The 24733-nt window shown below is 49.9% G+C and carries 20 protein-coding genes; 2 read left to right on the forward strand and 18 right to left on the reverse strand.

Annotated features, from left to right (window positions below):
* Nucleotides 1-185: 185 nt before the first annotated feature.
* The 4 genes from plsX to EKM87_RS09205 all read right to left on the reverse strand — a co-directional run bounded on the left by plsX (nt 186) and on the right by EKM87_RS09205 (nt 5437).
* Nucleotides 186-1220 carry a phosphate acyltransferase PlsX gene (plsX, locus tag EKM87_RS09190; RefSeq protein ID WP_125684033.1) on the reverse strand — a complete coding sequence of 345 codons (1035 nt, stop codon included), beginning with the start codon at nt 1218-1220 and terminating at the stop codon, nt 186-188.
* A 16-nt stretch (nt 1221-1236) separates the two neighbouring features.
* On the reverse strand, nt 1237-3270 hold the full coding sequence (gene recG / locus EKM87_RS09195) for an ATP-dependent DNA helicase RecG (RefSeq protein WP_125684035.1): 2034 nt from the start codon (nt 3268-3270) through the stop codon (nt 1237-1239).
* A 77-nt stretch (nt 3271-3347) separates the two neighbouring features.
* On the reverse strand, nt 3348-5042 hold the full coding sequence (locus tag EKM87_RS09200; protein WP_125684037.1) for a DAK2 domain-containing protein: 1695 nt from the start codon (nt 5040-5042) through the stop codon (nt 3348-3350).
* 32 nt (nt 5043-5074) lie between these two features.
* Complete coding sequence (locus tag EKM87_RS09205; RefSeq protein ID WP_125684039.1) at nt 5075-5437, reverse strand: Asp23/Gls24 family envelope stress response protein; 363 nt, start codon at nt 5435-5437, stop codon at nt 5075-5077.
* 232 nt (nt 5438-5669) lie between these two features.
* On the opposite strand from EKM87_RS09205, the gene rpmB reads away from it, so the two are divergent.
* The gene (gene rpmB / locus EKM87_RS09210) at nt 5670-5855 is read left to right on the forward strand and encodes a 50S ribosomal protein L28 (protein ID WP_125684041.1); all 186 of its coding nucleotides are present in this window, start codon (nt 5670-5672) and stop codon (nt 5853-5855) included.
* A 1175-nt stretch (nt 5856-7030) separates the two neighbouring features.
* Here rpmB and EKM87_RS09215 read toward each other — a convergent pair.
* The 11 genes from EKM87_RS09215 to gmk all read right to left on the reverse strand — a co-directional run bounded on the left by EKM87_RS09215 (nt 7031) and on the right by gmk (nt 19028).
* The gene (locus tag EKM87_RS09215; RefSeq protein ID WP_125684043.1) at nt 7031-7705 is read right to left on the reverse strand and encodes a thiamine diphosphokinase; all 675 of its coding nucleotides are present in this window, start codon (nt 7703-7705) and stop codon (nt 7031-7033) included.
* Nucleotides 7705-8358 (reverse strand): ribulose-phosphate 3-epimerase, encoded by a 654-nt coding sequence (gene rpe / locus EKM87_RS09220; RefSeq protein ID WP_125684044.1) that lies wholly within the window; start codon nt 8356-8358, stop codon nt 7705-7707. Before rpe ends, EKM87_RS09215 begins: the two co-directional genes overlap by 1 nt.
* Nucleotides 8359-8370: 12 nt before the next feature.
* Nucleotides 8371-9267 carry a ribosome small subunit-dependent GTPase A gene (gene rsgA, locus EKM87_RS09225; RefSeq protein WP_125684046.1) on the reverse strand — a complete coding sequence of 299 codons (897 nt, stop codon included), beginning with the start codon at nt 9265-9267 and terminating at the stop codon, nt 8371-8373.
* A gap of 102 nt (nt 9268-9369) precedes the next feature.
* Complete coding sequence (pknB, locus tag EKM87_RS09230; RefSeq protein ID WP_125684048.1) at nt 9370-11406, reverse strand: Stk1 family PASTA domain-containing Ser/Thr kinase; 2037 nt, start codon at nt 11404-11406, stop codon at nt 9370-9372.
* On the reverse strand, nt 11406-12152 hold the full coding sequence (locus EKM87_RS09235) for a Stp1/IreP family PP2C-type Ser/Thr phosphatase (protein WP_125684050.1): 747 nt from the start codon (nt 12150-12152) through the stop codon (nt 11406-11408). Before EKM87_RS09235 ends, pknB begins: the two co-directional genes overlap by 1 nt.
* Nucleotides 12153-12164: 12 nt before the next feature.
* Nucleotides 12165-13508, reverse strand: a complete 1344-nt coding sequence (gene rsmB / locus EKM87_RS09240; protein ID WP_125684052.1) for a 16S rRNA (cytosine(967)-C(5))-methyltransferase RsmB — start codon at nt 13506-13508, stop codon at nt 12165-12167.
* Nucleotides 13508-14452, reverse strand: coding sequence for a methionyl-tRNA formyltransferase (gene fmt / locus EKM87_RS09245; protein WP_125684054.1), 945 nt, complete (start codon nt 14450-14452; stop codon nt 13508-13510). Before fmt ends, rsmB begins: the two co-directional genes overlap by 1 nt.
* A 21-nt stretch (nt 14453-14473) precedes the next feature.
* The gene (gene priA / locus EKM87_RS09250; RefSeq protein ID WP_125684056.1) at nt 14474-16891 is read right to left on the reverse strand and encodes a primosomal protein N'; all 2418 of its coding nucleotides are present in this window, start codon (nt 16889-16891) and stop codon (nt 14474-14476) included.
* Between the two features lie 11 nt (nt 16892-16902).
* Nucleotides 16903-18114: a bifunctional phosphopantothenoylcysteine decarboxylase/phosphopantothenate--cysteine ligase CoaBC gene (coaBC, locus tag EKM87_RS09255; protein WP_125684058.1), complete on the reverse strand. Its 1212-nt coding sequence runs from the start codon at nt 18112-18114 to the stop codon at nt 16903-16905.
* A gap of 80 nt (nt 18115-18194) precedes the next feature.
* Nucleotides 18195-18410 carry a DNA-directed RNA polymerase subunit omega gene (gene rpoZ, locus EKM87_RS09260; protein ID WP_061776946.1) on the reverse strand — a complete coding sequence of 72 codons (216 nt, stop codon included), beginning with the start codon at nt 18408-18410 and terminating at the stop codon, nt 18195-18197.
* A 3-nt stretch (nt 18411-18413) separates the two neighbouring features.
* On the reverse strand, nt 18414-19028 hold the full coding sequence (gene gmk, locus EKM87_RS09265; RefSeq protein WP_125684060.1) for a guanylate kinase: 615 nt from the start codon (nt 19026-19028) through the stop codon (nt 18414-18416).
* Nucleotides 19029-19308: 280 nt separating this feature from the next.
* Here gmk and EKM87_RS09270 point away from each other — a divergent pair, with 280 nt between their 5' ends.
* Nucleotides 19309-19635, forward strand: a complete 327-nt coding sequence (locus EKM87_RS09270; RefSeq protein WP_125684062.1) for a hypothetical protein — start codon at nt 19309-19311, stop codon at nt 19633-19635.
* Nucleotides 19636-19757: 122 nt separating this feature from the next.
* Here EKM87_RS09270 and EKM87_RS09275 read toward each other — a convergent pair whose 3' ends face one another.
* From EKM87_RS09275 to EKM87_RS09285, 3 genes are all read right to left on the reverse strand, one after another.
* Nucleotides 19758-21758 (reverse strand): SpaA isopeptide-forming pilin-related protein, encoded by a 2001-nt coding sequence (locus tag EKM87_RS09275; RefSeq protein WP_125684064.1) that lies wholly within the window; start codon nt 21756-21758, stop codon nt 19758-19760.
* 198 nt (nt 21759-21956) lie between these two features.
* Entirely contained in the window at nt 21957-23684 is a 1728-nt protein-coding gene (recN, locus tag EKM87_RS09280) for a DNA repair protein RecN (RefSeq protein ID WP_125684066.1), read from the reverse strand.
* A 155-nt stretch (nt 23685-23839) separates the two neighbouring features.
* Nucleotides 23840-24670, reverse strand: a complete 831-nt coding sequence (locus EKM87_RS09285; protein ID WP_318530976.1) for a transposase — start codon at nt 24668-24670, stop codon at nt 23840-23842.
* Between the last annotated feature and the right edge of the window lie 63 nt (nt 24671-24733).

Consider the following 24733-nt stretch of genomic DNA (forward strand, 5'->3'; position numbering starts at 1 on the left):
GGGCGGTTCCCCCGGACCTATATTACGGGACAAGCTTTTAGATTCTCGTGATTTCCGAGAAGCTAAAAGTTGAGCTGGAGGACCGCTCTCCAGGCCGGAAGCGGCCCCACAGCCGGTGCCTGTCCTGGCAACCGGAGGCGGAAGACCCCACCTCTAGCCTTTGACCTAGCAACTAGTGGTTGAAACTATTTCAAAGATTCCTTCAGTGCAGCCATCTGGTCGGTATGATCAGCAAAGTAAGTTACCAACTGATCAGCACTGTGGCTAGCCAAAAGCTCACGAATCTGGCCAATTGTATTCTTCACAGTTGGCGCCTTGGTTGACCCATGCGTCTTCACAACGGGCGCCTTCAGTCCCAGCAAAACAGCACCACCATATTGTGAGTAATCCATGGCACTCTGCACGTTCTTGAAGACGGGCTTCAAAAGACCAGCGCCTAACTTGCCGCCCAGGCCACCACTCATGATTTCACCCTTGATCAGTTTCAGCATAGATAATGCGGTGCCTTCAATGGCCTTAAGCGTTGCGTTCCCAGTGAACCCATCGGTCACGACCACGTCAGCAGCGCCATTTAAAAGCTCACGAGATTCCACGTTCCCAACGAAGTTCAATTCATCCATGCCGGATAGCGCTTCGTAGATGGCACGATGCGCCATATCCCCTTTGTCAGCTTCGGTCCCGTTGTTTAAGAGCCCGACCCGTGGATTTGCCACGTGCATGACAGATTGCGCGTAATACTGACCCATAACGGCGTACTGGACCACATTAAATGGCTTCGTATCAGCGTTTGCCCCCACGTCCAACATCACAAAACTAGACTGATCTGGCTTGCGTAAAACAGGCAGGGTGGTCGTCAGACCCGGCCGTTCAATCCCCTTGATTCTGCCAACAATCAACAACCCTGCCGCCAGAACAGCTCCGGTATTGCCGGCAGAAAAGAAAGCGTCCGCCTCGCCTTCCCGAACAGCTGTCGCAGCCAATACGATACTAGATTGCTTTTTACGCCGAACTGCCCGGACGGGTTCGTCTTCCATTGCGATGACCTCTGGTGCCGGAATTAACCTGATCCGCGTCTTATCTGTTAACAGGGGCGCTACCTTTTCTTCCTGACCGTAGAGCAAAAATTCTAGGTCGGGATAGGCATTCCGTGCGAGTTCGATTCCTTTAACAATTTCATCTGGGGCGTAGTCACCGCCCATTGCGTCAACGGCAATTTTCATGAGTAGTCTCCTTTGGTTAATCCATCGTCATATTTTTGTGAGCGGTCATGCTGAGGAAGGCCGCCAACGCTAAGTTTTGATCCTTATCTGCCCAGTTTGGTGACGACACTGTTTCCTTAGCCGCCTGCTGAGCTGCACTCAAAATATTGAGGTCTGCTACGGGATCACCCACTTTAAAGTCAGGCACCCCGGACTGCTTTCTTCCCAGAATATCACCGGGACCCCGTAATTCCAAATCCTTTTGAGAAAGCACGAAGCCATCGTTGGTACTGGTCATGGTTGTCATTCGTTCAATTGCCAATTGGTTTTTGGGGTCAGCAATCAGGATACAAGCCGAAGCTCGTGACCCCCGACCGACCCGGCCACGTAACTGATGCAGCTGTGAGAGGCCAAAGTGATCGGCGTCATAGATGATCATCAACGTGGCGTTGGGGACATCGACCCCGACTTCAATCACGGTCGTTGCCACTAACACTTGGAATTCATTGGCCTTAAACGCCGCCATGATGGCGTTTTTTTCGTCATCTTTCATCCGTCCATGTAGCAGGCCCACCTTATAGTCGGGTTCAAACTCTTCTTTGAACCGCGCATAGATGGCCTCCGCATTTTTCATGTCAACGGCCTCGGATTCCTCAATCAGCGGCGTAACCACGTACGCCTGGGACCCCGTGCTGAGTTCCGCTTTGACCTCACGCAACGTGGCGTCCACCTGATTACTCCGAATCCAACTCGTTTTAATCGGTTGCCGACCTGCTGGTAGCTCGTTAATGACTGACACGTCCATTTCCCCGTAGGCCGTGATGGCCAGGGTTCGCGGAATGGGGGTCGCCGTCATTGCCAAGACATCCGGTTGCCGACCCTTTTCACGCAGTGCTTGCCGTTGATTGACCCCAAAGCGGTGTTGTTCATCGATCACCGCCAAGCCTAAATGATGATAGGTCACTTCCGGCTGAATCAGGGCGTGAGTTCCAATCAAGAGGTCCACCCCGCCCTCAGCAATCTGAGGCAACAACGTCTTACGGGCCGCGGCCTTGGTGGCCCCCGTTAACAGGGCCACGTTCACCGGAAAGTCCGCAAACAACTTGGCCAAATTATTGGCATGTTGTTCGGCTAGAATTTCAGTGGGCGCCATCAGTGCGGCTTGCGCACCGGCAGTAATGGCAGCGTACATGGCAATAGCCGCTACCACAGTCTTCCCACTCCCAACGTCACCCTGCAACAGCCGATTCATGTGAACGGGACGCTTCAGGTCGAAACAAATTTCGTTGACCACACGCTTTTGGGCAGCGGTCAGTTCATATGGCAGCGAGTCAATAAAGGCCTTTAATTTCGCCAGGTCATAGTGAAAAGCCTGGCCGTGCAACGTGTGATCCTGTTGCCGAACGATTTGCAGACGCAATTCAAAGAGATAAAATTCCTCGAACTTCGCCGTTCGCCGAGCCGCTTGGGCCGCCGCATCATCCGCTGGAAAATGCATGTCGTGAATCATTTCTCGGCGGTGTAACAGCCGATATTGCTCACGTAGGGCCTCCGGAATCAGGTCAACGATCACTGGCGAATAGTCCTCATAGGCCGATTCTACCAGTTTTTTGACGGTTCCCTGCCGGATTTCCTTGTTGGCCGGGTAGATCGACCCCATCCCGCTGTCCGCACTAGCCAAAATCTTCATGCCTGCCAAGCTTTGTCGTTTCGCATCAAAACGACCATAGATGACCAATTCCGCCCCCACTTCCAACTGGTCCTTGAGCCAAGGCTGGTTAAAGAAGGTCACCGGAATAATCGTGTGCTCATCGACTAGTAACCGAAAGTTCAATCGGTTTTTCTTTCGTCCGAACCGGGTTAAAACGGGCATGGCGGCCACGGTCCCTTTGAGGGTGACCTTGGCCTGGTCCGTCAACTCAGCAGGGTCCTTGGCCTCCAAATCCTCATAACGGAAGGGAAAGTAGGTCAAAAGATCGTTGATGTTTTCAATATCCAGACTCTTCAACGCCTGAACGCGTTTGGGACCCACCCCGGCTAGGGAGGCCACACTATCGCTTAAACTTGCCATTGATTTTCCCTCCCATCATGGCTAACTAATGCGAAAAAAAGACTGGACCATTAGCCCAATCTTTTTTCGTACACCGGTTATTCAACCGAAATCAAGAATGGGTAAACCGGTTGGTCCCCTTCATGAACTTCTGTTTCTAAGTCATCGTCCAACGCTTCGACCTGTGCTTGCAATTGTTCTGCAACTTCAGCCGTCGTATCGGCACCATAAATAATCGTTATAATTTCACTTTCATCATCGAGCATGGCCTTGACCGTGTCGACCGCCGTGGTCAAAAGATCCGCGTCGGTTACCTTGATCGTCCCATCGACAATTCCCATGAAGTTCCCTTCCTTGATGTCAAACCCATCAAGTTGGGTATCACGAATGGCATGCGTTACCTGACCACTCTTAACAGCAGACAGGTTGTCTTCCATTGCTTCTTGGTTTTCGTCTAACTCGGCATCCGGGTTGTAACCCAGCATAGCCGTCATGCCTTGTGAAACCGTCTTAGAATGCACAATAACAGCTGGCACATCGGCGACCTTAGCTGCTTGTTCGGCAGCTAAGAAAATGTTCTTGTTGTTAGGCAAGACAATGGCCCGCTTAGCCTTGCTTTGGTTGATGGCGTCCACGATGTCCTGGGTACTTGGGTTCATGGTCTGACCACCGTTAACCACGTGGGTCACACCTAAACTCTTGAACAACGTCGCTAACCCATCACCAGCAGTGATGGCAATGATGGCCGTGTCAGCGGGAGCTTCTTCAGCAGTTGCCGTAGCAACGGCAGAATCAGCAGGGGCATCATCATGTTCCATGATAGTTTCCTGTTGCATCCGCATGTTGTCGACCTTGACCTTGGCTAAGTCACCAAATTCTTGGCCCCAAGCAATTACCTTACCAGGGTGTTCCGTGTGGACGTGAACCTTGACGATTTCGTCATCGTTAACGACCAGTAAGGAATCCCCTAAGTCAGCCAAGTAGTCGTAGAAGGTATCGTAATCAAAGTCATGATCGACCTGCTTACCGCGGCCGATACGAACCATGATTTCGGTACAGTAACCGAACTTGATACTGTTAGGATCAAGCTTCCCTTGCACACTTTGGTGGTGGGTCGCATCGATCATTTCATCCATTTCAGCGTCATCAGGCTTGTAGTCGCCTTCTTCAGCGACACGCCCGTTCAGGGAGTCATTAAAGGCTTCCAAAACAAAGGTCAGCCCCTGACCACCGGAATCGACCACACCGACTTGCTTTAAGACGGGAAGTAAGTCCGGCGTCGTTGCCAAAGCAGTTTTGGCCGCTTCAAAGACGGCATCCATCACAGCCAAAACGTCGTCAGACTTCTTAGCTGTGTTTAAGCCGGCCTGTGCGCCTTCACGCACAACAGTCAGGATAGTTCCCTCAGTAGGCTTCATAACAGCCTTATAAGCTGTTTCTGCACCTGCTGCGAAGCCATCCGCCAGGTCTTGGGCGGTTAAAGTTTGCTTATCAGCCAACTTTTTAGAGAATCCACGGAAAATCTGGGACAAAATAACCCCAGAGTTCCCACGAGCTCCCATTAACAACCCTTTAGCTAAAGCAGTTGCTAACGCCCCAACGGCAGTGCTGTCCAAGTCACGTTCGTACTTGGCCCCACTTTGCAGGGAAAGGCTCATGTTGGTTCCCGTGTCCCCATCTGGAACAGGGAAAACGTTTAGTGAGTTAATAAAATCGGCATTCTGGTTTAGTTTTTGCGAGGCGGCTTGGACCATCTTACCAAACTCAAGATTAGTAATTTCTGTTACTTTCAACTAAGTATCCTCCTTGATTTCAGTACGTCTGGCTAATCAGCCAACACCCGCACCCCTTGAACAATGACGTTTACTGAGTTTGCGTTAACTCCCAGCATCGTTTCCAGGTTATATTTAACTTTAGATTGAACGTTCCGTGATACTTCAGAAATTTTGGTTCCGTAGCTGACGATAATGAAGACGTCAATTGCTACGCCATTTTCTTCCTGTCGCACAACAACACCGCGGGCGTAGTTCTCCCGCCGTAAAATATCGTTAACGTTGTCACGGATTTGATTTTTGCTTGCCATGCCCACGACACCATAATTATCAGTCGCGGCACCCCCAACTACGGTCGCAATCACTTCATTCGTGATATCAATTGTTCCGTACTGAGTCTTAATCTTTACGGCCATGGAAATAGCCTCCTTGTCTGGTTGTAGAATCTTAACAGAAATTAATCTTACCACAACCCGCGCCAAAATAGAAATAGGAACTCTTAAAAGCACGCCCTGACGGTAAATAAGTGTCAAGCAAATTTACTTGAAAGAAAATATTGCGTTCCGCAAAATAGTATGGTAAATTAGTCAGGTGAGTAAAAAGCACTGCTTTTTTAAAGTAATGAATCCACAAAGGAGGGTTTACGCCATGGCAAAGGATTTTATCAACGGTAAGCGGACGCGCTTCGGTAACAAGCGTTCCCACGCTTTAAATTCATCTCGTCGCGCTTGGAAGCCGAACTTGCAAAAGGTTCGCATCTTGGTGGACGGTAAGCCGAAGAAGGTCTGGATTTCTGCCCGGACTCTGAAATCAGGTAATGTAACCCGCGTTTAGTTATAAACACGGTTATATAAGAAAAAGCACGAGCCAGTTCGCTGGTTCGTGCTTTTTTTGTGTCTCCTCCACTTGAAAGCGGTTATCACTGCAACTTCGAGTGAAAAGGTTTCATGTATCCGCTAATCAATTTTTGTTTGATTTACTGTTATTTACTAAAGGTTGAAAGTTCAAAAGCCGTTATCAAGCCACCTGTGGCGGTCAGAGATTCCGCCTGCTGTGGGGAACGCCTCCGGCCTGAGAAACGGTCCTCCAGCTCGGTTTGAAGCCTGGAAAACCACCAGTCTCCAAACACGTCCCACGCTGTAAGCCGAAAATCGGCTAACACCGTCGACACAGCTGGCTCCACCTCTGACCACCTCCGGTTAAACGGGTGCTTGGCATCTAAGCTAGCTTAAATGCCTGAATGACCGTACTTACTGAGTATTATTGGCGTTCTAATCCAAATTTGGCGAACGATAAAGCGGTAATTTCCCACTATGTCTGATTAAGCCCCAATAACCAATCCTTGTTGTATCAGGCATAGTGGCTGTTTCAGTACTTTCAATCTTTAGCTATTTACTAAAATTACCCCATTGGCCGGCTACAACAGGCGTAAGTCAAATGTTACATTATCTAACCAGCCGCGTATCCCCTTACTTTTTCCAGATATATGGAAAAAAGGCAAATAATACTTAATAATCGAAGAAATTGGCTCTCAAAATCAAATTTCTATTAAAAATGTTGAACCAAAATAAAAATATTATTCCATTCTACTTCAATACAATCTAGCAATTCTGCAAAAAGTTAACTTACCCCCTGCATTAACGACCACCCATTTCGCTATATCAGTTTGATCAGATTGCAAACCACTCTTACTATGTCACAACCAACCACCTAATATTTCAAAATACGTCACTGTAGCCGGAGGTTGCCAGGACTGGGACCGGCGGTGTCGATGGTGTTAGTTCGGGGGGGCTCTGCCCGGACTTACAGCATGGGGCAAGCTTGGAGACTTGCGTGGTCTGCGGAAGGCTTCAAGTTGAGCTGGAGGACCGCTTCTCAGGCAGGAAGCGCCCCCCACAGCCGGCCCCAGTCCTGGCAGCCGCAGGCGGCGCGGTACAGTCACAATCCAAAAAACACCAGTAATCGCAACCAACAGAGGTCGCAATTACTGGTGTTTTTAAGCAAGAGCCTTATTCATGCCGAGCTTCGTAAGTATCACAGCTTTGAATAACGCAGAGTAAACCGGTGTCGAACTGAAATTCACCAGTCTTCCCCACAAACTCATTGCTAGCAAACGAAATCGGATACGGAATCGGTTCATTGTGTAGCTGATACTTTTCATTGATCAGACTTAAATGGTCAATGGGGGTTAAAGGAATGAACGCCAGATAATTTTTATCAGGCTCCTTCTCCAACGTGTAATGACCCGGTAGGTAGAACGAAATCGTATTTTGCTTATCGATCAGACGAATCTGACTGGCATAAGCCTTAAATTGCGGTTCCAACACCAAAAACAAGTTGGCCAGAAAATGGTCGATTCGACCACCGGTGGCACCGTAAATGTCTACCCGTTCAGCAGCATAGTCGTTAAACGCAACTGACACCGCCATTTGTGTATCCGTAAAATCCTTTTCAGGTTGGGATTGCCGAATGTCTTTCACATTCCGACGCACCCGTTGCAACTCCGGCGCTGCCAGGGAGTCAAAGTCCCCAATAGCAGCTACCGGCTGGACATTATTATCGATCAACCGTAACGTCCCCCGGTCAACGCCAATCCAGGGGCCAACGATATTCTCAGCGAAGTCGGCCGGCCAATTAGCCTTGGGACCGCCCACGAGTAGATTAAACGTTCCGCCCCGTGGCATTACTTCGTTGCGTCCTTTAAGGCTTTGATCCGAGCAGCTGGGTCGTCTGCGTTGAAGACGTATGAACCAGCCACTGCAACGGTCGCACCAGCCTTGGCACAGTCAACAACGGTTTGGTCGTTGACTCCACCATCAACTTCGATATCGAAGTCGTAGCCTTTTTCCTTCTTGATTGCGTCCAATTCAGCAATCTTGGAAACAGTGCTTTGTAAGAACTTCTGACCACCAAAACCAGGGTTAACGGTCATGACCAAGACTTGGCCAACCATGTCTAAGACTGGCAGGATGGCGGAAACTGGTGTCCCAGGGTTGATAACAACCTCTGGCGTAGCACCAGCGTTTTGGATCATTTGTAAGGCCCGATGAATGTGTGGCGTAGCTTCAACGTGGACACCGATGATGTCAGCGCCAGCCTTGGCAAAGTCTTCAACGTAACGTTCTGGGTTTTGAACCATCATGTGAACGTCTAAGACCATCTTCGTGATTGGCCGAATCGCCTTGACCCAACCTGGACCGTAAGATAATGCAGGGACGAAGCTACCGTCCATGATGTCGATGTGTAAGACCTCTGCTCCAGCTTGGTCCACCTTTTCGATATCTGGTTGTAAGTTGACGTAATCGGCACTTAAAATTGAAGGCGCTACTTTAATCATAAATTCTCTTCCTCATTTCTTCTTGTTATAAATTGGTTTTTGATTCTTTAACAACGTAAGTAATAACAGGTAGTTATCGTACCGGCTTTGCATTAAATCGCCAGCGGCTAAGGCGTCCTTGACAGCACACCCTGGCTCATTGACGTGAATACATCCCCGGAAACGACACCCACTGGATAGGGCCAAGAACTCTGGGAAATACTGCCCAAGCTCCCGGTAATCGATGGTCAAGGTATCGTATGACGAAAACCCTGGCGTATCGGCCACTAACCCGCCGGCCACCGGCATCAGACTCACTTTACGCGTCGTATGCCGGCCCCGATTCAAGGCCGTGGAAATCTCACCGGTCGCCAACGTTAGCTCTGGTGAAATGTGGTTCAGCAGTGTGGACTTCCCCGCACCGGTCTGTCCCATAATCACGGTCTCCTTGTCAGCCAGCGTGGCCTTCAGTTGATCTAGACCTGCCGTCGCAAATGGTTCCCGGGTCAAGCACACCTGATAACCGATCTTTCGGTAGCCCGCTGCCAGTTCTTCAAACTCCTGGTACCGGGCATCTTCGATCAAGTCAGTCTTCGTAAAGTAGATGACTGGCTGAATACCACTGACCTCAAGTGCAATCAGCTGACGATCCAACAAATTGGTCGAAAATTCCGGCGCCGCGACCGCCGTCACGACGACTCCCTGATCAATGTTAGAAACGGGTGGCCGGGTCAATGAATTGTCCCGCGGTAAGATTTCTAAAATGTAGCCTTCCTTGGGCGTCGAACTCTCAAACGTCACGCGGTCTCCCACCAATGGTGTGATCCGCCGCTTGCGAAAATTCCCCCGCGCACGGGTACGGTACATTTTACCGTCACTGAAAACGTCATAGAAGCCGCTCAGCGATTGGCGAATTTGTCCTTCTGACATGCAGCACCTCCTTTATCCTTGTGTTTCTATCTGGCTGATTCTACACAAAAACTCAGTCCTCTTTCATTATAAAAGAACTGAGCGTTAAATGCAGGCTTTTTCCTAATTTTTCGTGACATGATTATCTGAAGCAATGACGTGGCCGTCACGAACGACCTTATAAGCGCCCGATTTGCCCGCCGCTACCGTAAATGGCAGGGTCACCGTCGTGTCCGCCGTAATCGTCATCTGTTTGTAGATTGAACTTAACCCGTGATCCTGATCCTTCAAATAAATCTGAACCAGGTTGGACGTCGACGAAGAACTGCTGCTACTGCTATCTGAATCATCGGTAGCATCGCTCTCATCTGAACTATCATCAAATGGAATCTTAACGTTAACACTGAACTTGTCGGTACTCGTGCTATCGGCCTTTTGTTCACCACGCGAAATCGTCAGCGTCACCTCATCACCTTCGTGGACCACGGCGCCCTCACCAGGTGACTGCTTAATGACGTGATTCTTGGCAACGTCAGTCGAATAGGCGTACTGGAAGGCCAGGTTCAAGTTGTGATCAGTGGCATACTTCTGCGCTTGTGCTTTTGTCTTGTTTGAGAGATCAGCCAACGTGACGGTCGCAGAACCAGTCGACACACTAAAGGTCATGTCGCTGTTTGCTGGGACGACATTTTTGCCAGCCGCAATGCTCTGCTGGATAATTTTTCCAGCCGGCACGCTACTGGAATGCACGGACTCACGGCGAACCGTGAAGCCCAACGCCTCCAGTTTGGCTGCCGTGCTCGCGTACGAATCGCCCTGGTAGTTGCCCAGCTTGAATCGCTTAGGACCCGTGCTGATCCACAGGTCGACTGCCGACTGCCGTTTGAGCTGCGTTCCTGAACGTGGTTCCGTCCGAACAACTCGGTTGACCTTAACCTTGCTGCTAGCCGTCTTGTGGACCTCACCGACGGTCAAATGCGCCGTTTTAAGCTCGGTACGCGCCGTGGCCTCCTTCTGACCAATGACGCTTGGCACACTGGTCATCTGAGGCTTAAAAATGGCCATGCCAATTAAAACACCCAAGATTAGTAGCAATGCGACCAACCCAGCCAGCAAGAATTTGCGCCGACGGGGGTGCCGAGACTTCTTTCGTTTCTTTTTGCCCTTAGCCGGTGACGACTCATCTTGCGATTTAGTGGCCACCGCAGATGAGTCTTCTGGTTCAGACTTGGCGGCCGCAGAAGCGGGTAACGGTGCGGAACTTAACGCACTCGCCGGCAAGACCTTCGTCTCACCATCATCGTCATTGGCTGGCACAAATTTAACCTCGCCCGCCCGTTTGGGTGACAACGACGTCTTCAAGTCTTCCGCCATGCTTTCAACATCGGCGTAGCGGTCCGCTGGTCGTTTAGACGTCGCCTTCAAGACGACATTTTCCAACGCCTGGGGAATCCGAGGGTCAATGTCTCTGACAGACGGGATTTCCGACTGGAAGTGCTTCAGGGCAATGGAAACAGCCGTCTCACCTTCAAAAGGTACGGTACCCGTCAACATTTCGTAAAGCATGATGCCCAACGAATAGATGTCGGACTGTTTCGTTGCCATTCCTCCACGGGCCTGTTCAGGTGACAGGTAGTGAACGGAGCCCAAGACAGTATTGGTCTGCGTCAAGCTGTGTTCTGACAGTGCAACCGCAATCCCAAAATCAGTAATTTTAGCCACCCGGTTGCGGTCGATCAGAATGTTTTGGGGCTTCAAGTCCCGGTGAATAATGTTGTGTTCATGGGCCATCTTCACGGCGCTTAGAATCTGCTCCATGATCTGGATGACTTCTTGATAGGCAATTGGAAAATGATCCTTGATGTACGCCTTCAGATCGGTCCCCTCGACGTACTCCATGACCAGGTACTGCATCCCATTTTCCTCGCCCACGTCGTAGACCTGAACGATGTTGGAATGGACGAGTTCGGTGGCCGCCAACGCTTCACGCTGGAACCGCCGAATCGTCCCGGGATCGTCTCTTAAATCGAGTCGCAGTAGCTTGACCGAGACATCCCGGTCAAGAATCAAATCATGTGCTAAATAAACGTTGGCCATACCGCCTTCGCCCAAAGCGCGGATGATACGGTAGCGGCCATTTAGCGTATAACCGGTCCGCATTAGTCAGCCACCTCCCGCCCCAGGTTGGTGATCAATAAGACCGTAATATTGTCCAAACCACCGGCAGCATTAGCTAAGTTAACCAAGTCATCACATTTTTCAGCAGGTGTCAGGTCACTTAACAACACGTCCTTAATGGCCGCATCATCGACCATATTGGTCAAGCCATCGGTACAAAGCATGAGTTGGTCGCCCATGACTAACGGGTACGTGTTGAGATCAAAGCGGGCGTCCGTTGAGATTCCCAGTGAACGAATGATGACGTTCTTTTGGGGATGGTGCCGGGCGGCCTGCTTACTGATTTCACCACGCTTAACCAACTCATTGACCAGCGAATGGTCTTCAGTTAGTTGGCGTAAGACGTCATCTCGCAGGAGGTAAGCCCGTGAATCACCAATGCTGGCAATCACGACCTCGTCCGTGAAGTATAGGGCCGCTACCAAGGTAGTCCCCATGCCGTTCAGATCCGCAAACTGGTTGGACTTATCAATGATCGACTGATTTTCCGCCGTGATTTCGGTGGTGATCCAGTCGCGCGCAGCCGCAGGAGTAGTTAAGTTCGTCTGTTCAAACTCATGGCCCAGGTGGGACACTGCCATGGCACTAGCCACGTCGCCCCCCTGGTGACCGCCGATGCCATCCGCAATAATGGCCAGATGTTGGCCAGCTTGGTTGGTGTAGACATCGACGTAGTCTTCGTTATCATTGCGTTGCTTCCCAATGGACGTTCGGTATGCGACTTCCATTAGCACTCACCCCTACTTCTTACGACGAAAGGCACTCACGAAGAAGCCATCGGAATCAAAATCATCCGGATAGATCTTTAAGGTATCGGTCGTGCGATCATCTTTCAGTTGTTGACTAGTCTCGACCCGCATGGACTCAAATTCAGGATGGTCCGCCAAGAACTTGGTGGCCACGTCCGTGTTTTCCGTGTCCAAAATGGTGCAGGTACTGTAGACCAAGATACCATTAGGCTTAACCTTAGCGCTCACGGCATCCAAAATTCCTAATTGTACGCGTTGTAATGATTGGATATCCTCAGGCGTTTTTTCGTAACGGATTTCTGGTTTCCGGCGAATCAAACCTAACCCAGAACAAGGTGCATCGACTAAAATTCGGTCGAACATCTTCTTAGGATAAGCCTGGTCGATTTCCCGCGCATCCAAGGCTACGGCATCCACGCGGTCAGCCACGTGGAGTCGTTCTGCGTTGGCTTCAATCAAAGCCACCTTCTTGGGATGCAGATCCAAAGCAGTGACCTTACCACCAGAATGGGCGTCGAGGTGCGCTGCGATTTGTGTGGTCTTCCCACCAGGTGCCGCACAGGCATCTAGCACTTGGTCACCAGGTCGAATTTGTAAAGCTTCTACTGGTAACATCGCACTCTCATCTTGAATCGTCAGGCGACCGTCGGCAAATGCTTTGCTTTGGTTAGCTGCGGCATCGTCCAAACGGAAGGCATCCCCCGCCACTTCACTGTGAGTGACCGTGTAGCCTTCGTCGTTCAACGCCTGTTCAACGGCTTCAACCGTGGTAACAGCAACGTTGACCCGCACGGATTGTTCAGCTGGTTGGTTGATTGTCTCTAAGATCTTCAAGGTCTTGTCGGCACCAACTTGTTCCTGCAAGGCCGTGATCAGCCATTCGGGAACCGAGTACTGCAGGCTTAAACGCTTGGTTGGGTCCTTGATGGCCGCAATGTCGGGCAAACCTTGACGGTCAATGGCGTGAAGGACACCCGTGACAAACCGCCGGATACCTTCATGGCCCCGGTCCTTAGCCAATTGAATGGCCTCGTTAAAGATGGCCCGCTTGGGCACCCGATCCAAATAGATTTCTTGATAGAGCGCCACTAGCAACGTCATTTTTACCCAAGGCAAGACTTTTTGGTTTGGCTTAATGAAACCTTCCAAATAGTATTCCAGGGTCAATCGGTGTTGAATCGTCCCGTAGACCAAGTTGGTCACGAACCGCCGATCAACGTCACTCAACGCGTGACTTTCCAGAGTTTGTTCCAGTTGTAAGTTTGAGTAGGCCCCGTTAGCGACCCGTGTTAAAGCCTCGACCGCTAAGGCCCGAGGAGTTGTATTTTTCGTCATTATTCTGCCACCTGTTCACCAACGGCTAATTCATCCGTGGTCCCGTTTAGAAAGTCTGTAATACTTAATTTTGGTTTCCCTGCTGGCTGTAATTCTTCCAGACTGATAACACCGTGTTCCCCAGTTGCAATTGCCAAATGGTGCTTATCGCGACTCACAACTTGACCGGGTTTAAGATCAGTCTGTTCGTCTAAGATAGCCACCCGCCAGAGCTTAGTCCGGACGCCATTTAGGTAAATATGAGCCGTTGGAAATGGCCGTAATGCCCGCACCTTGCAGTCAAACAACCGGGCACTTAACGTAATGTCGACCCGTTCCTCGTCGGACTTAATGGTTGGTGAGAAGCTGACCAGATCCTCATCCTGCTTCACCGGCGTAATTTCACCGGCTAACAGCTTAGGCAGCGTCTCCAAAAGAAGGTCGCGACCCAAGTCACTGAGCTTATCAAACATACTCCCAACGTCATCCTGGTCCGTGATGGGCATGGCCTTTTGTGAAAGAATATCACCGGCATCCATTTTCTTTTCCATGAACATGATGGAAACCCCAGTCTCCTTATCACCATTCATGATGGCGTAGTGGACTGGCGCACCACCGCGGTACTTTGGCAACAAAGAGGCGTGCACGTTGACCGCCGCCACCTTAGCTGCCTTCAACAGCTTCGTTGGCAAGAATTGGCCAAACGCCGCTGTGACAATTAAGTCCGGCGCGAGATCAATTGCTCGCTGCATCTCTGGACTACCCGAAATCTTTTCGGGTTGGAGAACCTCAATGTTGTGGTCAACAGCGACCTGTTTGACTGGTGAAGCCGTCAACACGTGCTTTCGACCAACGCGGCGATCCGGTTGGGTCACTACGGCCAAAACGTCGTAGTCGTGTTCAATTAAACTACTCAGAATGGGCGCTGAAAATTGGGGAGTCCCCATAAAAATTACTGAAGTCATCTTGCACCATACTTTCTTTATCTACATAAAATTCATTGGTTCTGAATCAATCGTTACGGACAAACCGTGCCGAGCTGGCACCTGGGCGGCCTGTCGAATCTGCTCGAGAACTGGCTTTAATTGCGGTTCTTGCTTATATTTGATCACAACTTGATAATAATACTTCCGCTTGACCCGTGCAATCGCCTTGGGCGTAGGTCCCAGAATAATGGCATCGGGACTAAGCCCCTTCTTTAGAGCCGCCACGATTTGAAACATGGCTTTGGCCGCCACCGCTTCTTCCTCGTGACTTGCCGTCAGCTGGACCGCAAAGTAGTACGGCGGGTAGCTCCCCTGATGCCGCATGTGCATCTCGGTAACGAAGAACCGCTCGTAATCTTGTTGCTGTGCCAATTGAATGGCGTAATGGTCCGGATTAAACGTCTGAATGAAGACCTCACCAGGCTTGCTAGCCCGTCCAGCCCGTCCACTGACCTGAGTCAACAGCTGAAAGGTTCGTTCACTCGCCCGAAAGTCTGGTAGACCCAGGGCAGTATCGGCGTTTAGCACCCCAACCAGCGTGACGTTAGGAAAATCTAATCCCTTGGCAATCATTTGCGTCCCGAGTAGGATATCTGCTTCGTGCTTACCAAATTTCTGCAAGATTCGTTCGTGGGCACCCTTTCGCCGGGTAGAGTCAACGTCCATCCGGAGAATGTTAGCGCTAGGAAACTCGCGTTGCAGGGCTTGTTCCACCTTTTGCGTCCCAGTGCCGTAGTACCGAATCTTGCGGCTGTGGCAGTTCGGACAAACGTGGGGAATGGCTTCCTCATGCCCACAGTAATGGCACTTCATGGTGTGTGTATCCATGTGAAGGGTCAACGAGATATCACAGTTGGGACATTTCAACACAAACCCACAGTCCCGACACATGACAAAGGAAGAAAAACCCCGCCGGTTCAGCATTAAAACAATCTGTTCGTGCCGATCCAACCGCGTTTGAATGGCTGTGAGCAACGGCTGTGAGAAGTCGCCCTCACTTCGCTGCTTGACTTCCTCGCGCATATCAACGATGTGCACGGGGGGCAACGGCCGGTCATTGACCCGTTTAGCCAACACAAGCCGCGTGTACAGGCCCTTGGCAGCTCGGGCTCGCGTCTCCAAGGACGGGGTCGCACTGCCTAACACGACGGGGCATTGGTTGTATTGCCCCCGCCAGAGCGCAACGTCACGAGCGTGGTAGCGCGGATTTTCATCCTGCTTATAACTACTTTCATGTTCCTCATCCATAATAATAATGCCCAGATTCTTGACGGGCGCAAACACGGCTGAACGGGCACCCACAACAACGGTGGCTTCACCACTGTCGATGCGGCGCCATTCGTCATACTGTTCACCCTTAGACAAGCCACTGTGTAAGACCGCCACGCGTTGGCCAAACCGGGCTTTCACGCGGTTGACCATTTGCGGTGTCAACGCAATTTCTGGGACCAACATCAGCGCTGTGCGTCCCTGATCCAAGGCAACGGCAATGCTTTGGAGATACACCTCTGTCTTTCCACTACCGGTAACTCCTTCGACCAAGAAGTTTTGAACTTTCTGTTGGTCGATCGCCGTCATAATCTGGTCGACGGCTACCTGTTGCTCAGCGTTTAGTTTTAAAGGTTGGGTCGGTTTCACCGGTTGATGGAATGGATCGCGGTAAACCTCAATCTGCTGCTTGGTGAGCCAGCCTTTGTCAGCAGCCGTATTGATGACTGCCGCACTGACGCCCGCCCGGTGCACAATTTGGGCCTGTGCGACCGGTGTCTCGGCCGTCATCGTCTGCAGGTACGCCAATAAATCAGCCTGTTTAGGGGCCTTCTTCGCAACCGTTGCTTGAATCTCCTGCAATTTAGAAACGGGTAATGCTGGCGTAATCCCAGTTGTGGTCTTGGCGGCTGCCCGGTCCTTGACCTGATAGACCACTTCCACCTTGCCCGCACGCTGAAGTTTTAACAAACCAGACACAGTCTGATCATCGAGCTTCGCCGCGTCAAATTCACGAGGAGCACCGTCCGGAAAGTACGTGGCCATTTCAGCCGCCGTCAAGGACGTCGTTGGCTGAATAAAGCGTTCCGTCTGTGCCTTCAGCAAGTTGGGCAACATGGTTTGAATGCAGGTGATTCGAAAGGCATAGGTCGTATCGGCCAGCCAATCGGCTAATTGTTGTAACTCTGTATTCAAGACGGGCGCCAAGTCGAGCACACTTTGAATGGACTTCAACTGCCCGTCGAAATTGGTGACGTCACTCAAACCCACGACCACACCGGAAACTACCCGTTTACCGCGGCCAAAGGGAACCGTGACCCGCATGCCGACCTCAACCTGATGTTCAAGTTCGGCTGGGATGGCGTAGGAATAAGGGTCGTTCGTTTGCATGGTGGGAACGTCCACTAATACTTGGCCAATCTGGGCCATGGTGTGTCACCTCACTTTTTCACTAATAATTGTGCTAAGCGGTCCACGAGGGCCGTCGCAATAATGGCTTTGCTGGCCTTAGGCGTCTGATCCGTGCTGCCATCTGGTGAAATGAAGGTGACCTGATTGTCATCCCCGTTAAAGCCAATGTCCTTACGGGAGACGTCGTTAGCAGCTAACAGGTCTAAGGACTTGCTAGCCAGTTTCTTTTGACCGTTAGCCAACAGATTTTGCGTCTCAGCCGCAAAACCAATGGTCACTTGGTCGGGCCGCTTGATGCCGGCGACCTGCTTTAAGATATCTGGTGTTTTCTTTAATTTTAAAATTAATTCGTCGTTAGCTGGCGTCTTTTTGATTTTCTGATCAGCGGTTGTTTCGGGTTGAAAGTCCGCGACGGCAGCGGCCATGACTAGTGCATCCGCCTTAGGGAAACGTTCCAAAACGGCGTTGGACAAGTCTGTGGTACTCTGAATCGGCACGACGGTCACGCCAGCTGGCACGGTTAAGTTAGTCGGTGCGGTGATCAATGTCACCGTTGCCCCCGCTCGCTGAGCGGCAGTAGCCACGGCATACCCCATTTTACCGGAAGAATCGTTGGTTAGGAAGCGAACAGGATCCAAACGTTCACGCGTCCCCCCAGCCGTGACGATGACAGATTTACCAGCTAAAGTCTGTTCCCCGAACAGGGCCAGACCATTAACTTGGGTCACAATGTCGGCGGGTTCCAGGAACCGACCTTGACCAGAATATCCCTCAGCCAAGGCCCCGGTAGCAGGCGTCAAAACGTGTACGCCATCGGCCTGTAGCTGGCGATAGTTACGCTGGGTAGCTGGTGCCTGCCACATGTGGCTGTTCATGGCGGGAACCACGACTTTAGGTGCCGCCGTCGCTAACCAAGTGGCACTCGCTACGTTATCGGCTAATCCGTTGGCCAGTTGTGCCATGAGATTGGCTGAAGCGGGGGCCGCAATCGCCAGGTCAGTCCAGTCGGCCAGTTCGATATGGTCGATGTTACCATCGGCCTGCCACCAACCAGCCTCGGTCAGCACCGGATGCTTAGTCAGTGCCGCAAAAGTCGCCGCGGTAATAAACTTGGCAGCGGCGGCCGTTAAAACGATACGGACGTCGGCACCAGCGCGCTGTAAATCTCTAGCAAGTGTGGCGGCCTTATAACTCGCAACGCTGCCACCAACGGTTAACGTAATGTGCTTTTCTTCAAACATGGTTCCCCTCCATTAAACGTTTTATGATAAAAAAAGCCAGATTACCAAACGGCAACCTGGTTCTTACTGAAGCGCCAAAACTAGGCGTCCAGATCCTTTTCGTCCGGATCAATCATTAAAGCTCCGGCCGCAATTTCTTCAAGGGCCCGGCCAATCGTCTTAGGCGACTTGTAGTCGGTCAAAAGTGGCTTAGCGCCGGCGTCTAATTCGTGTGCCCGCTTGCTAGCCAGCATAATCAAAGAATACCGTGAATCCACTTGTGCTAATAAATCATCAACTGAGGGATAGAGTAGCATTTTTTATTCGTCTCCAATCATTTGTTCGTAATCCGGCATGACCCGGGTTACCCGTAACCGTTCGCTCCGAATAATCATCTGAATCCGGTCGACCGCCTTCGTGACCTCGTCGTTTACCACGGCGTAATCGTAGTTGCGCATCATCCGAATTTCACCAACGGCCTTCTTGATTCGCTTGTTAATGACGTCCATGGCGTCCGTTCCCCGACCAATCAGGCGATGCTTCAATTCCATCAAGTCTGGTGGCGTCAGGAACACGAAGACTGCATCTGGGCAGTTTGCGCGAACCTGCATGGCACCATTGACTTCAATTTCCAAGAAAACATCTTTTCCCTGGTCTAGGGTCTCATTTACATATTTTAACGGGGTACCATAGTAGTTGTCAACATACTTGGCGTACTCCAGCATCTCACCGTTACGAATATTCTCCTCAAATTCCTCCTTGGAGACAAAGTAATAATCGACGCCGTTGACTTCGCCTTCTCGCGGTTGACGAGTCGTCATCGAAATGGAGTAAGAAAAGTCTGTCGCACCGGTCTCAAATAACGCCTTGCGAACGGTTCCTTTGCCGACTCCGGAAGGACCGGAGAGAACAATGAGCATTCCACGTTTAGCCATCGTTTAAAAATCCCTTCAATAAATATTTATTTATGGGAACGTAAGCCTTAATCGTCGACTCAGGCTTACCGACCCGTTTAAAGCCAGAATTACCTGACTTGAACTATAATCTATAGGATACTATATTACCACTATTCAGCGTTGAAAAGGGACATTCGGTCTTAGTTTCTCGAAAAAAGTCGTAAATCACACAAATTATTTGAAAGAGAACAAAAAGGCTTGCTATTTCAAACGTGTGTTCGTATAATATAAATACAAACAAATGTTCGAGGTGATCAGCATGCAAAACTTAAACGCAACCGGTGCCGCCCTGTCTGATCGGGTCGCCACGGTTTACAAGGAACTGTTCAGTAGTCTTCCCGTCATTGATGGTGAAGTTGTTCAGCCCCAGATGCCCGTAACTCAACTCAGCTATTTTATTCAACAGGCACTCGACCGCCACTACTTAGTCCGGCTACAATTTAAGAGCGCACCAGACGTTGCCCCCGCTACGGCCATTGGCCATTTGAAGCAAGACGCCGCTGGTCACCTCATTTTAAAACAAACCGAACAGTTGACCACCATCGTTGCAGAAAACCTGCTCCGGTCAGTCCAACGCATTAAATAAGTTAGTCACTAACGACCACGATAGAAAGCTATTTCTACCGTGGTCGTTTTTTGTCTCTTAACGGCTGTTGACAGAAAAATCAGCTAAGCTATCGGCCCAGCTGATTTCACATTAATCACTATTTAGTTGCGACGTTCATGTCGCCACTGCCAGAAACTAAGGCCAAAGCCGAGCAACAAGACACCGCCTAAAACGGCAAAGATGCTCTTGGCTTCACTAGTCTGTGGTAATAGATGCTTGGCTGCTGAGATAATATTCCCGTCTCCACCAGGATGCTTAGATGACGAACTAGCACTTGGTGTTGCAGTTGCACCGGTCATACCACTGTTGTCGGGAGAACTGGTGGATGACGATACCACTTTCTTGACCTTACTCTTCTTAGTTGTCGTGCCGCTACTTACTGTGTCATTGGACTCGGACGAACTATCGCTAGAAGAACTGGGTGCAGGAGTTGGTCCTGGTGTAGGTCCTGGTGTAGGTCCTGGTGTAGGTCCTGGAGTGGGATTCTTAGTTGGTTCTGAAGATGAGCTCGAAGACGTGATTGAAGACGGGGCCGAAGAACCGCCAGTTTGACCACTAAACGTATCTTCTTGAGTAACCGCCACAGCCTGATTGGTTTCCGTATCGCCAATTGTAAATTGCTTAGGTTCTCCAATCTTATACCCAGTTGGTGCTGTCGTTTCGACGAATTCGTACGTTCCTGGAGCCAGATCATTTACAGTAAACGTCCCGTCGTCCCCAGTTGTATAAGTATTGGTGCCAATGGCATTGCCGTCCTTATCAGCCAACTGGAACACGGCCCCCTTTAACTTCTCGCCCGAATCCTTGTCTATCTTGGTCAAAGTTACGGAACCTTGGGTATCTGTCTGCGATACATCCACGTGTGAATTTGTGTTTTGTGGTCCAACGCTAAATGGCACTGTTGCTGGATTTATTTGATAGCCTTTAGGCGCCGCCGTTTCAACAAACTGATAGTCACCTACTTCCAAGGACGTACTATTAATTTGTCCCTTTGAATCTGTGACCAAATGGGTCTGATAATCAGTAAACAAGCCATCACTGTTCTTCTTCTGGAGTGTATAAGTTGCACCAGGTAAAAGACTGCCCGTAGTCGCGTCCTTTTTAGTCAACGTCACACTGCCAATGTACGTCACATCAATTTCTGCGCTACCGCCCCACGGAGCGTCCTTATGGGTATTAGCTATTACATCCGGTGTAGATGGATTTGAACCGGAACCAGAACCAGTTCCGGCACTTCCCGTTTCACCGTCTTCAGCTTCCAAGCCTACATAATTTCCAAAGTAGCCACCCGTTTGTCCAGTCAAGCTACTAGAATCAACTTTGGCGAAGTAAGAGAGCGTAACTTTCTTGGTGACGTTTTTAAACACCATCTTTATTTGTGACCCGGTCACCTCGACGGTTGGCGTTAGTTTATTCCCGTCTTCATCTTTTGCCGTAACACCCTGTTCACTATCAAAGCTCTGATAGCCACCGAGATCATCCGTTAACGTCACCGTCCCCATATTTTCATCTTTGGGATTAAAGACAATCTGCCAAACAACTTGGGTCGGAATATTATTCGCATCATAATCATCCTTTTGAACCCAACCGTTCTTGGCAATCACATAATCATTTCCGCCACCAGAAGTGTCCGTACCTTTTCCAGTTACGTTAATTTTCATCGTGCCTTTATTATAGGTATTCGCGTTAGCGAGCTGATCATTAAAGGTGATTTCCCCCGTCGTAGCATCAGCGTCAATCGAAAACCTACCAATAGTCGTCGCTGACTGGTCACCAGTCTTAACATCAAAACCGATTGGCCCATGACCAGCTGTTGTCGGCAAAGTAACGGTGGCTGTGTCACCATCCTTGATTTTGGTCCCATTCGTTACCGTCCAATCATAATACAATTGATAGTTCTGACCGGAAAGCAGTGGTGAATCCTTTGGCACTTCCGTGTAGGTATTACTATCACCAGTTTGTTCCATAATTTTGCTAGGTGCATCTAGCCCCTGCACCTGACCGTCAATACTATCTGCTGCTGACGCGGACCCCTGAAAACCAAATAAAACTATAAAAGTAACTAAAAAACCTAAACTCCATACCGCCAATTTCTTTCCCATGATGCCACACCTCTTCTGGTTTGTTACTTTAATTAACTTAAGTATAATCCAAAAAGTGGTATAAATTAAATATAAATTTAATAGCAACCTGAACTAATCCCTAAATTAACTACTGCCTGTGTGAATTACGGCATTAAAAAAGACTGGTTGCCCAGTCCTAAAATTAGCTTCTGCACCTCTGAACCATTCATTGAATAGCTAATTTATGTGCTTCGTTTTCTGTTTATTTCGTTTGGTCTTGGCCTCATCCGCCAATCCCAGCAGTTCGCTAGCATGTTCCAACGCTAACTTTGTTACCTGCGTGCCGGCAGACATCCGGGCAATTTCATCGACCCGCGCCTTATTACCCAAACGGGTCAAGCTCGTTTCGGTCCGCTCACCCACAATCTTCTTCGCAATGAAGTAGTGGTGGTCGGCCATCGCCGCCACCTGTGGCAAATGCGTAATGCAGAGCACCTGTGAGGCCCGGGCAATACCACTGATTTTTTCAGCAATTGCCTGAGCAACTCGGCCACTGACCCCGGTATCGACCTCATCAAAAATAATCGACGTCACACCCTGCGACTCGGAGAAAATCGTCTTCAGCGCGAGCATGATTCGGGAAAGTTCCCCACCGGAAGCAATCTTAGCTAACGGCCGCATAGCCTCACCAGGATTGGTCCGTAGATAAAATTCCACGTGATCCAGCCCCGTGCTTAAAATCGGTTGGCCCTTCGACCGCGTAAAGTGCACGGCAAAAACCGTCTTATCCATGTAGAGGTCTGCCAACTCACCATGAATGGCGGCCTCTAACTTGGTAGCGGCTTGTTTTCTGGCCTTACTGAGCTGTTCACCAATCTGTAACAGAGCCGACCGTTGTTCAGCAACCTGACCTTCCAAATCATCGGCCTGTTCGTCAGTCGATTGCATCTGTTTCAGCTCCACAGAAATCTTGTCAAAGTAGCTCAACACTTGTTCTTCAGAATCACCGTACTTACGCTTCAGTTGGTTAATGACGTCCAAACGGCGTTCAATTTCATCCAAACGACCCTCGTCCCATTCCAACAGATCCAGTTGAGAGGAGACGTCCCCCACGGCATCATTTAGGGCATAGTAGGCCGTCTCTAGGCTACTGGCAATCTGTTTAAAAGCGGGATCAAAGTCCGCAATGGCCTGCATAGCCTGCATGGCATTGCTAATTTGATCGTTCGCTCCGGGGGTCGTATCCTCGCCCGACAACAGGAGTTGCGTCCGCTGTAGTCCATCGTTGATCTTCTGGAAATTGTCCAAGCGATCCCGCTCCGCAATCAACTCCGTCTCTTCACCAGCCTGTAGATTAGCAGATTCGATTTCATTGACCTGAAACTTCAGCATATCGAGGTGCTGAGCCCACTCTTTTTCGTTGGTCCGCTTATTTTCCAACGTGGCTTGAACCTGCACATAACGCTGATAAGTCTCTTGATAGCGCTGGCGTAAGTCAGCAATCTTATCCCCGGCGAACTCATCGAGCATCCCCAGATGTTTTTCTGGCTGCATGAGTTCCTGATGCTCGTTTTGCCCGTGAATATCGACGGCCGTTTCACCAATCCGTTTCAAGGTATTGGTGTTAACCAACATCCCATTGACCCGACAGGTGTTGCGACCATTCTGATGAATTTCACGCTGTAAAATGACGCTCCCATCATCGTGATCAATTCCTAGGTCATCTAAAACGCGATAGGTGGCCCCACCGTGAGGAAACGAAAAGCTCCCTTGAATGATGGCCTTATCGGTTCCAGTCCGCACAAAGTTGGCTGAGCCGCGGCCTCCGGCCAACAAGCCCACCGCATCAATGATAATGGACTTCCCAGCACCGGTTTCCCCGGTCAGAACCGTCATGCCCTTCTTAAAGGCGACGTCCAGCTGGTCGATAATCGCAAAATTTTTAATTGAAAGCTCCTGTAACACGTTTTGGCCTCCTAAGTCAATTGCCCCTAAATGAATTCAGAGGCTTATCGCTCACGTGTCTGACGACACAGTAGTCCGACGTGCCAGTTAGGCACTTCTACTCGTAGTGGCAACATCATCGGGTAATTGATAGCTACCCGTTTAGCTATCGGGATCTACCCAATAGCTGTTAGTTTCGTAATCTTTGGATGCTTGACGCCACTCAGCCATTCTTGACCAAGTGCCGCAATATTCATGGCTCCTAATCGGTCATCGTTACAACGATATTGGCATCGGACACACCAATATTCGTGAGTCTCGTGATGGCGGTTGGCCTTCTCAACTAGTCCACACTTAGGACAGCGTTGCGAGGTGAACGCCGGATTGACCTTCGCAACGATACTCTGAATGGCCTGAGCCTTATATGTTAAGAAAGACTCTAGTTGAAAGAAAGCCCAGGAACGATGGTTGTTTCGTAGGGATTTAGGCAGGTCATCGGTGTTAAACGTCACGTTAGTTAAATCTTCCAAAACAAAAAGTGTATGCGACCCATATGCCGCAACGAGTGTCTTAGCTAACCAGTGATTGACGTCGGTCATCCAGCGGTTCTCTCGTTGAGCTAGTTGCTTCAACTTCCTTTTGGCGGACCTGGTCCCCTTGCTTTGTAATTGCCGACGAATCTCTAAGAACTTCTTCCGCTTACATAAGATCTTTTGACCATCAAAGAATAGTGTCTTTCCTTCACTGTCAAAGGTGGTTGCTAGAAAGCGCAGGCCTCGGTCAATACCCACAATTTGAGGATTATCCTTGGAATTGAAATCACTGGTTTTCTTTGTGATACCAATATGCAAAAACCACTTACCCCGACTGTGGACCAACTTAGCGGTACCTAGCTTCCAGTCCTCGGTAAAGTATTTTTCAAATCCCTTGGCGGTAAATCTTAACTTAGTTCGTTTACCTAGAGTGGTTATTGAGAGTTGCCGAATTTTATCTGACGAATTTACAATTGAAGTGCAACAAGTAAGAAGAAAATAAAAAAGAACTCATAGCCTGAGTCCTGTAAAATGAAG

This window comes from Levilactobacillus yonginensis (assembly GCF_003946265.1).
In the GTDB taxonomy this organism is placed as follows: Bacteria; Bacillota; Bacilli; order Lactobacillales; family Lactobacillaceae; genus Levilactobacillus; species Levilactobacillus yonginensis.

Excerpts from the sequence above, each read along its gene's own strand:
- plsX (WP_125684033.1), bottom strand. The coding sequence starts at position 1,220 with ATGAAAATTGCCGTTGACGCAATGGGCGGTGACTACGCCCCAGATGAA.
- recG (WP_125684035.1), bottom strand. The coding sequence starts at position 3,270 with ATGGCAAGTTTAAGCGATAGTGTGGCCTCCCTAGCCGGGGTGGGTCCC.
- EKM87_RS09205 (WP_125684039.1), bottom strand. The coding sequence starts at position 5,437 with ATGGCCGTAAAGATTAAGACTCAGTACGGAACAATTGATATCACGAAT.
- rpmB (WP_125684041.1), top strand. The coding sequence starts at position 5,670 with ATGGCAAAGGATTTTATCAACGGTAAGCGGACGCGCTTCGGTAACAAG.
- EKM87_RS09215 (WP_125684043.1), bottom strand. The coding sequence starts at position 7,705 with ATGCCACGGGGCGGAACGTTTAATCTACTCGTGGGCGGTCCCAAGGCT.
- rpe (WP_125684044.1), bottom strand. The coding sequence starts at position 8,358 with ATGATTAAAGTAGCGCCTTCAATTTTAAGTGCCGATTACGTCAACTTA.
- rsgA (WP_125684046.1), bottom strand. The coding sequence starts at position 9,267 with ATGTCAGAAGGACAAATTCGCCAATCGCTGAGCGGCTTCTATGACGTT.
- pknB (WP_125684048.1), bottom strand. The coding sequence starts at position 11,406 with ATGCGGACCGGTTATACGCTAAATGGCCGCTACCGTATCATCCGCGCT.
- EKM87_RS09235 (WP_125684050.1), bottom strand. The coding sequence starts at position 12,152 with ATGGAAGTCGCATACCGAACGTCCATTGGGAAGCAACGCAATGATAAC.
- rsmB (WP_125684052.1), bottom strand. The coding sequence starts at position 13,508 with ATGACGAAAAATACAACTCCTCGGGCCTTAGCGGTCGAGGCTTTAACA.
- fmt (WP_125684054.1), bottom strand. The coding sequence starts at position 14,452 with ATGACTTCAGTAATTTTTATGGGGACTCCCCAATTTTCAGCGCCCATT.
- priA (WP_125684056.1), bottom strand. The coding sequence starts at position 16,891 with ATGGCCCAGATTGGCCAAGTATTAGTGGACGTTCCCACCATGCAAACG.
- coaBC (WP_125684058.1), bottom strand. The coding sequence starts at position 18,114 with ATGTTTGAAGAAAAGCACATTACGTTAACCGTTGGTGGCAGCGTTGCG.
- rpoZ (WP_061776946.1), bottom strand. The coding sequence starts at position 18,410 with ATGCTACTCTATCCCTCAGTTGATGATTTATTAGCACAAGTGGATTCA.
- gmk (WP_125684060.1), bottom strand. The coding sequence starts at position 19,028 with ATGGCTAAACGTGGAATGCTCATTGTTCTCTCCGGTCCTTCCGGAGTC.
- EKM87_RS09270 (WP_125684062.1), top strand. The coding sequence starts at position 19,309 with ATGCAAAACTTAAACGCAACCGGTGCCGCCCTGTCTGATCGGGTCGCC.
- EKM87_RS09275 (WP_125684064.1), bottom strand. The coding sequence starts at position 21,758 with ATGGGAAAGAAATTGGCGGTATGGAGTTTAGGTTTTTTAGTTACTTTT.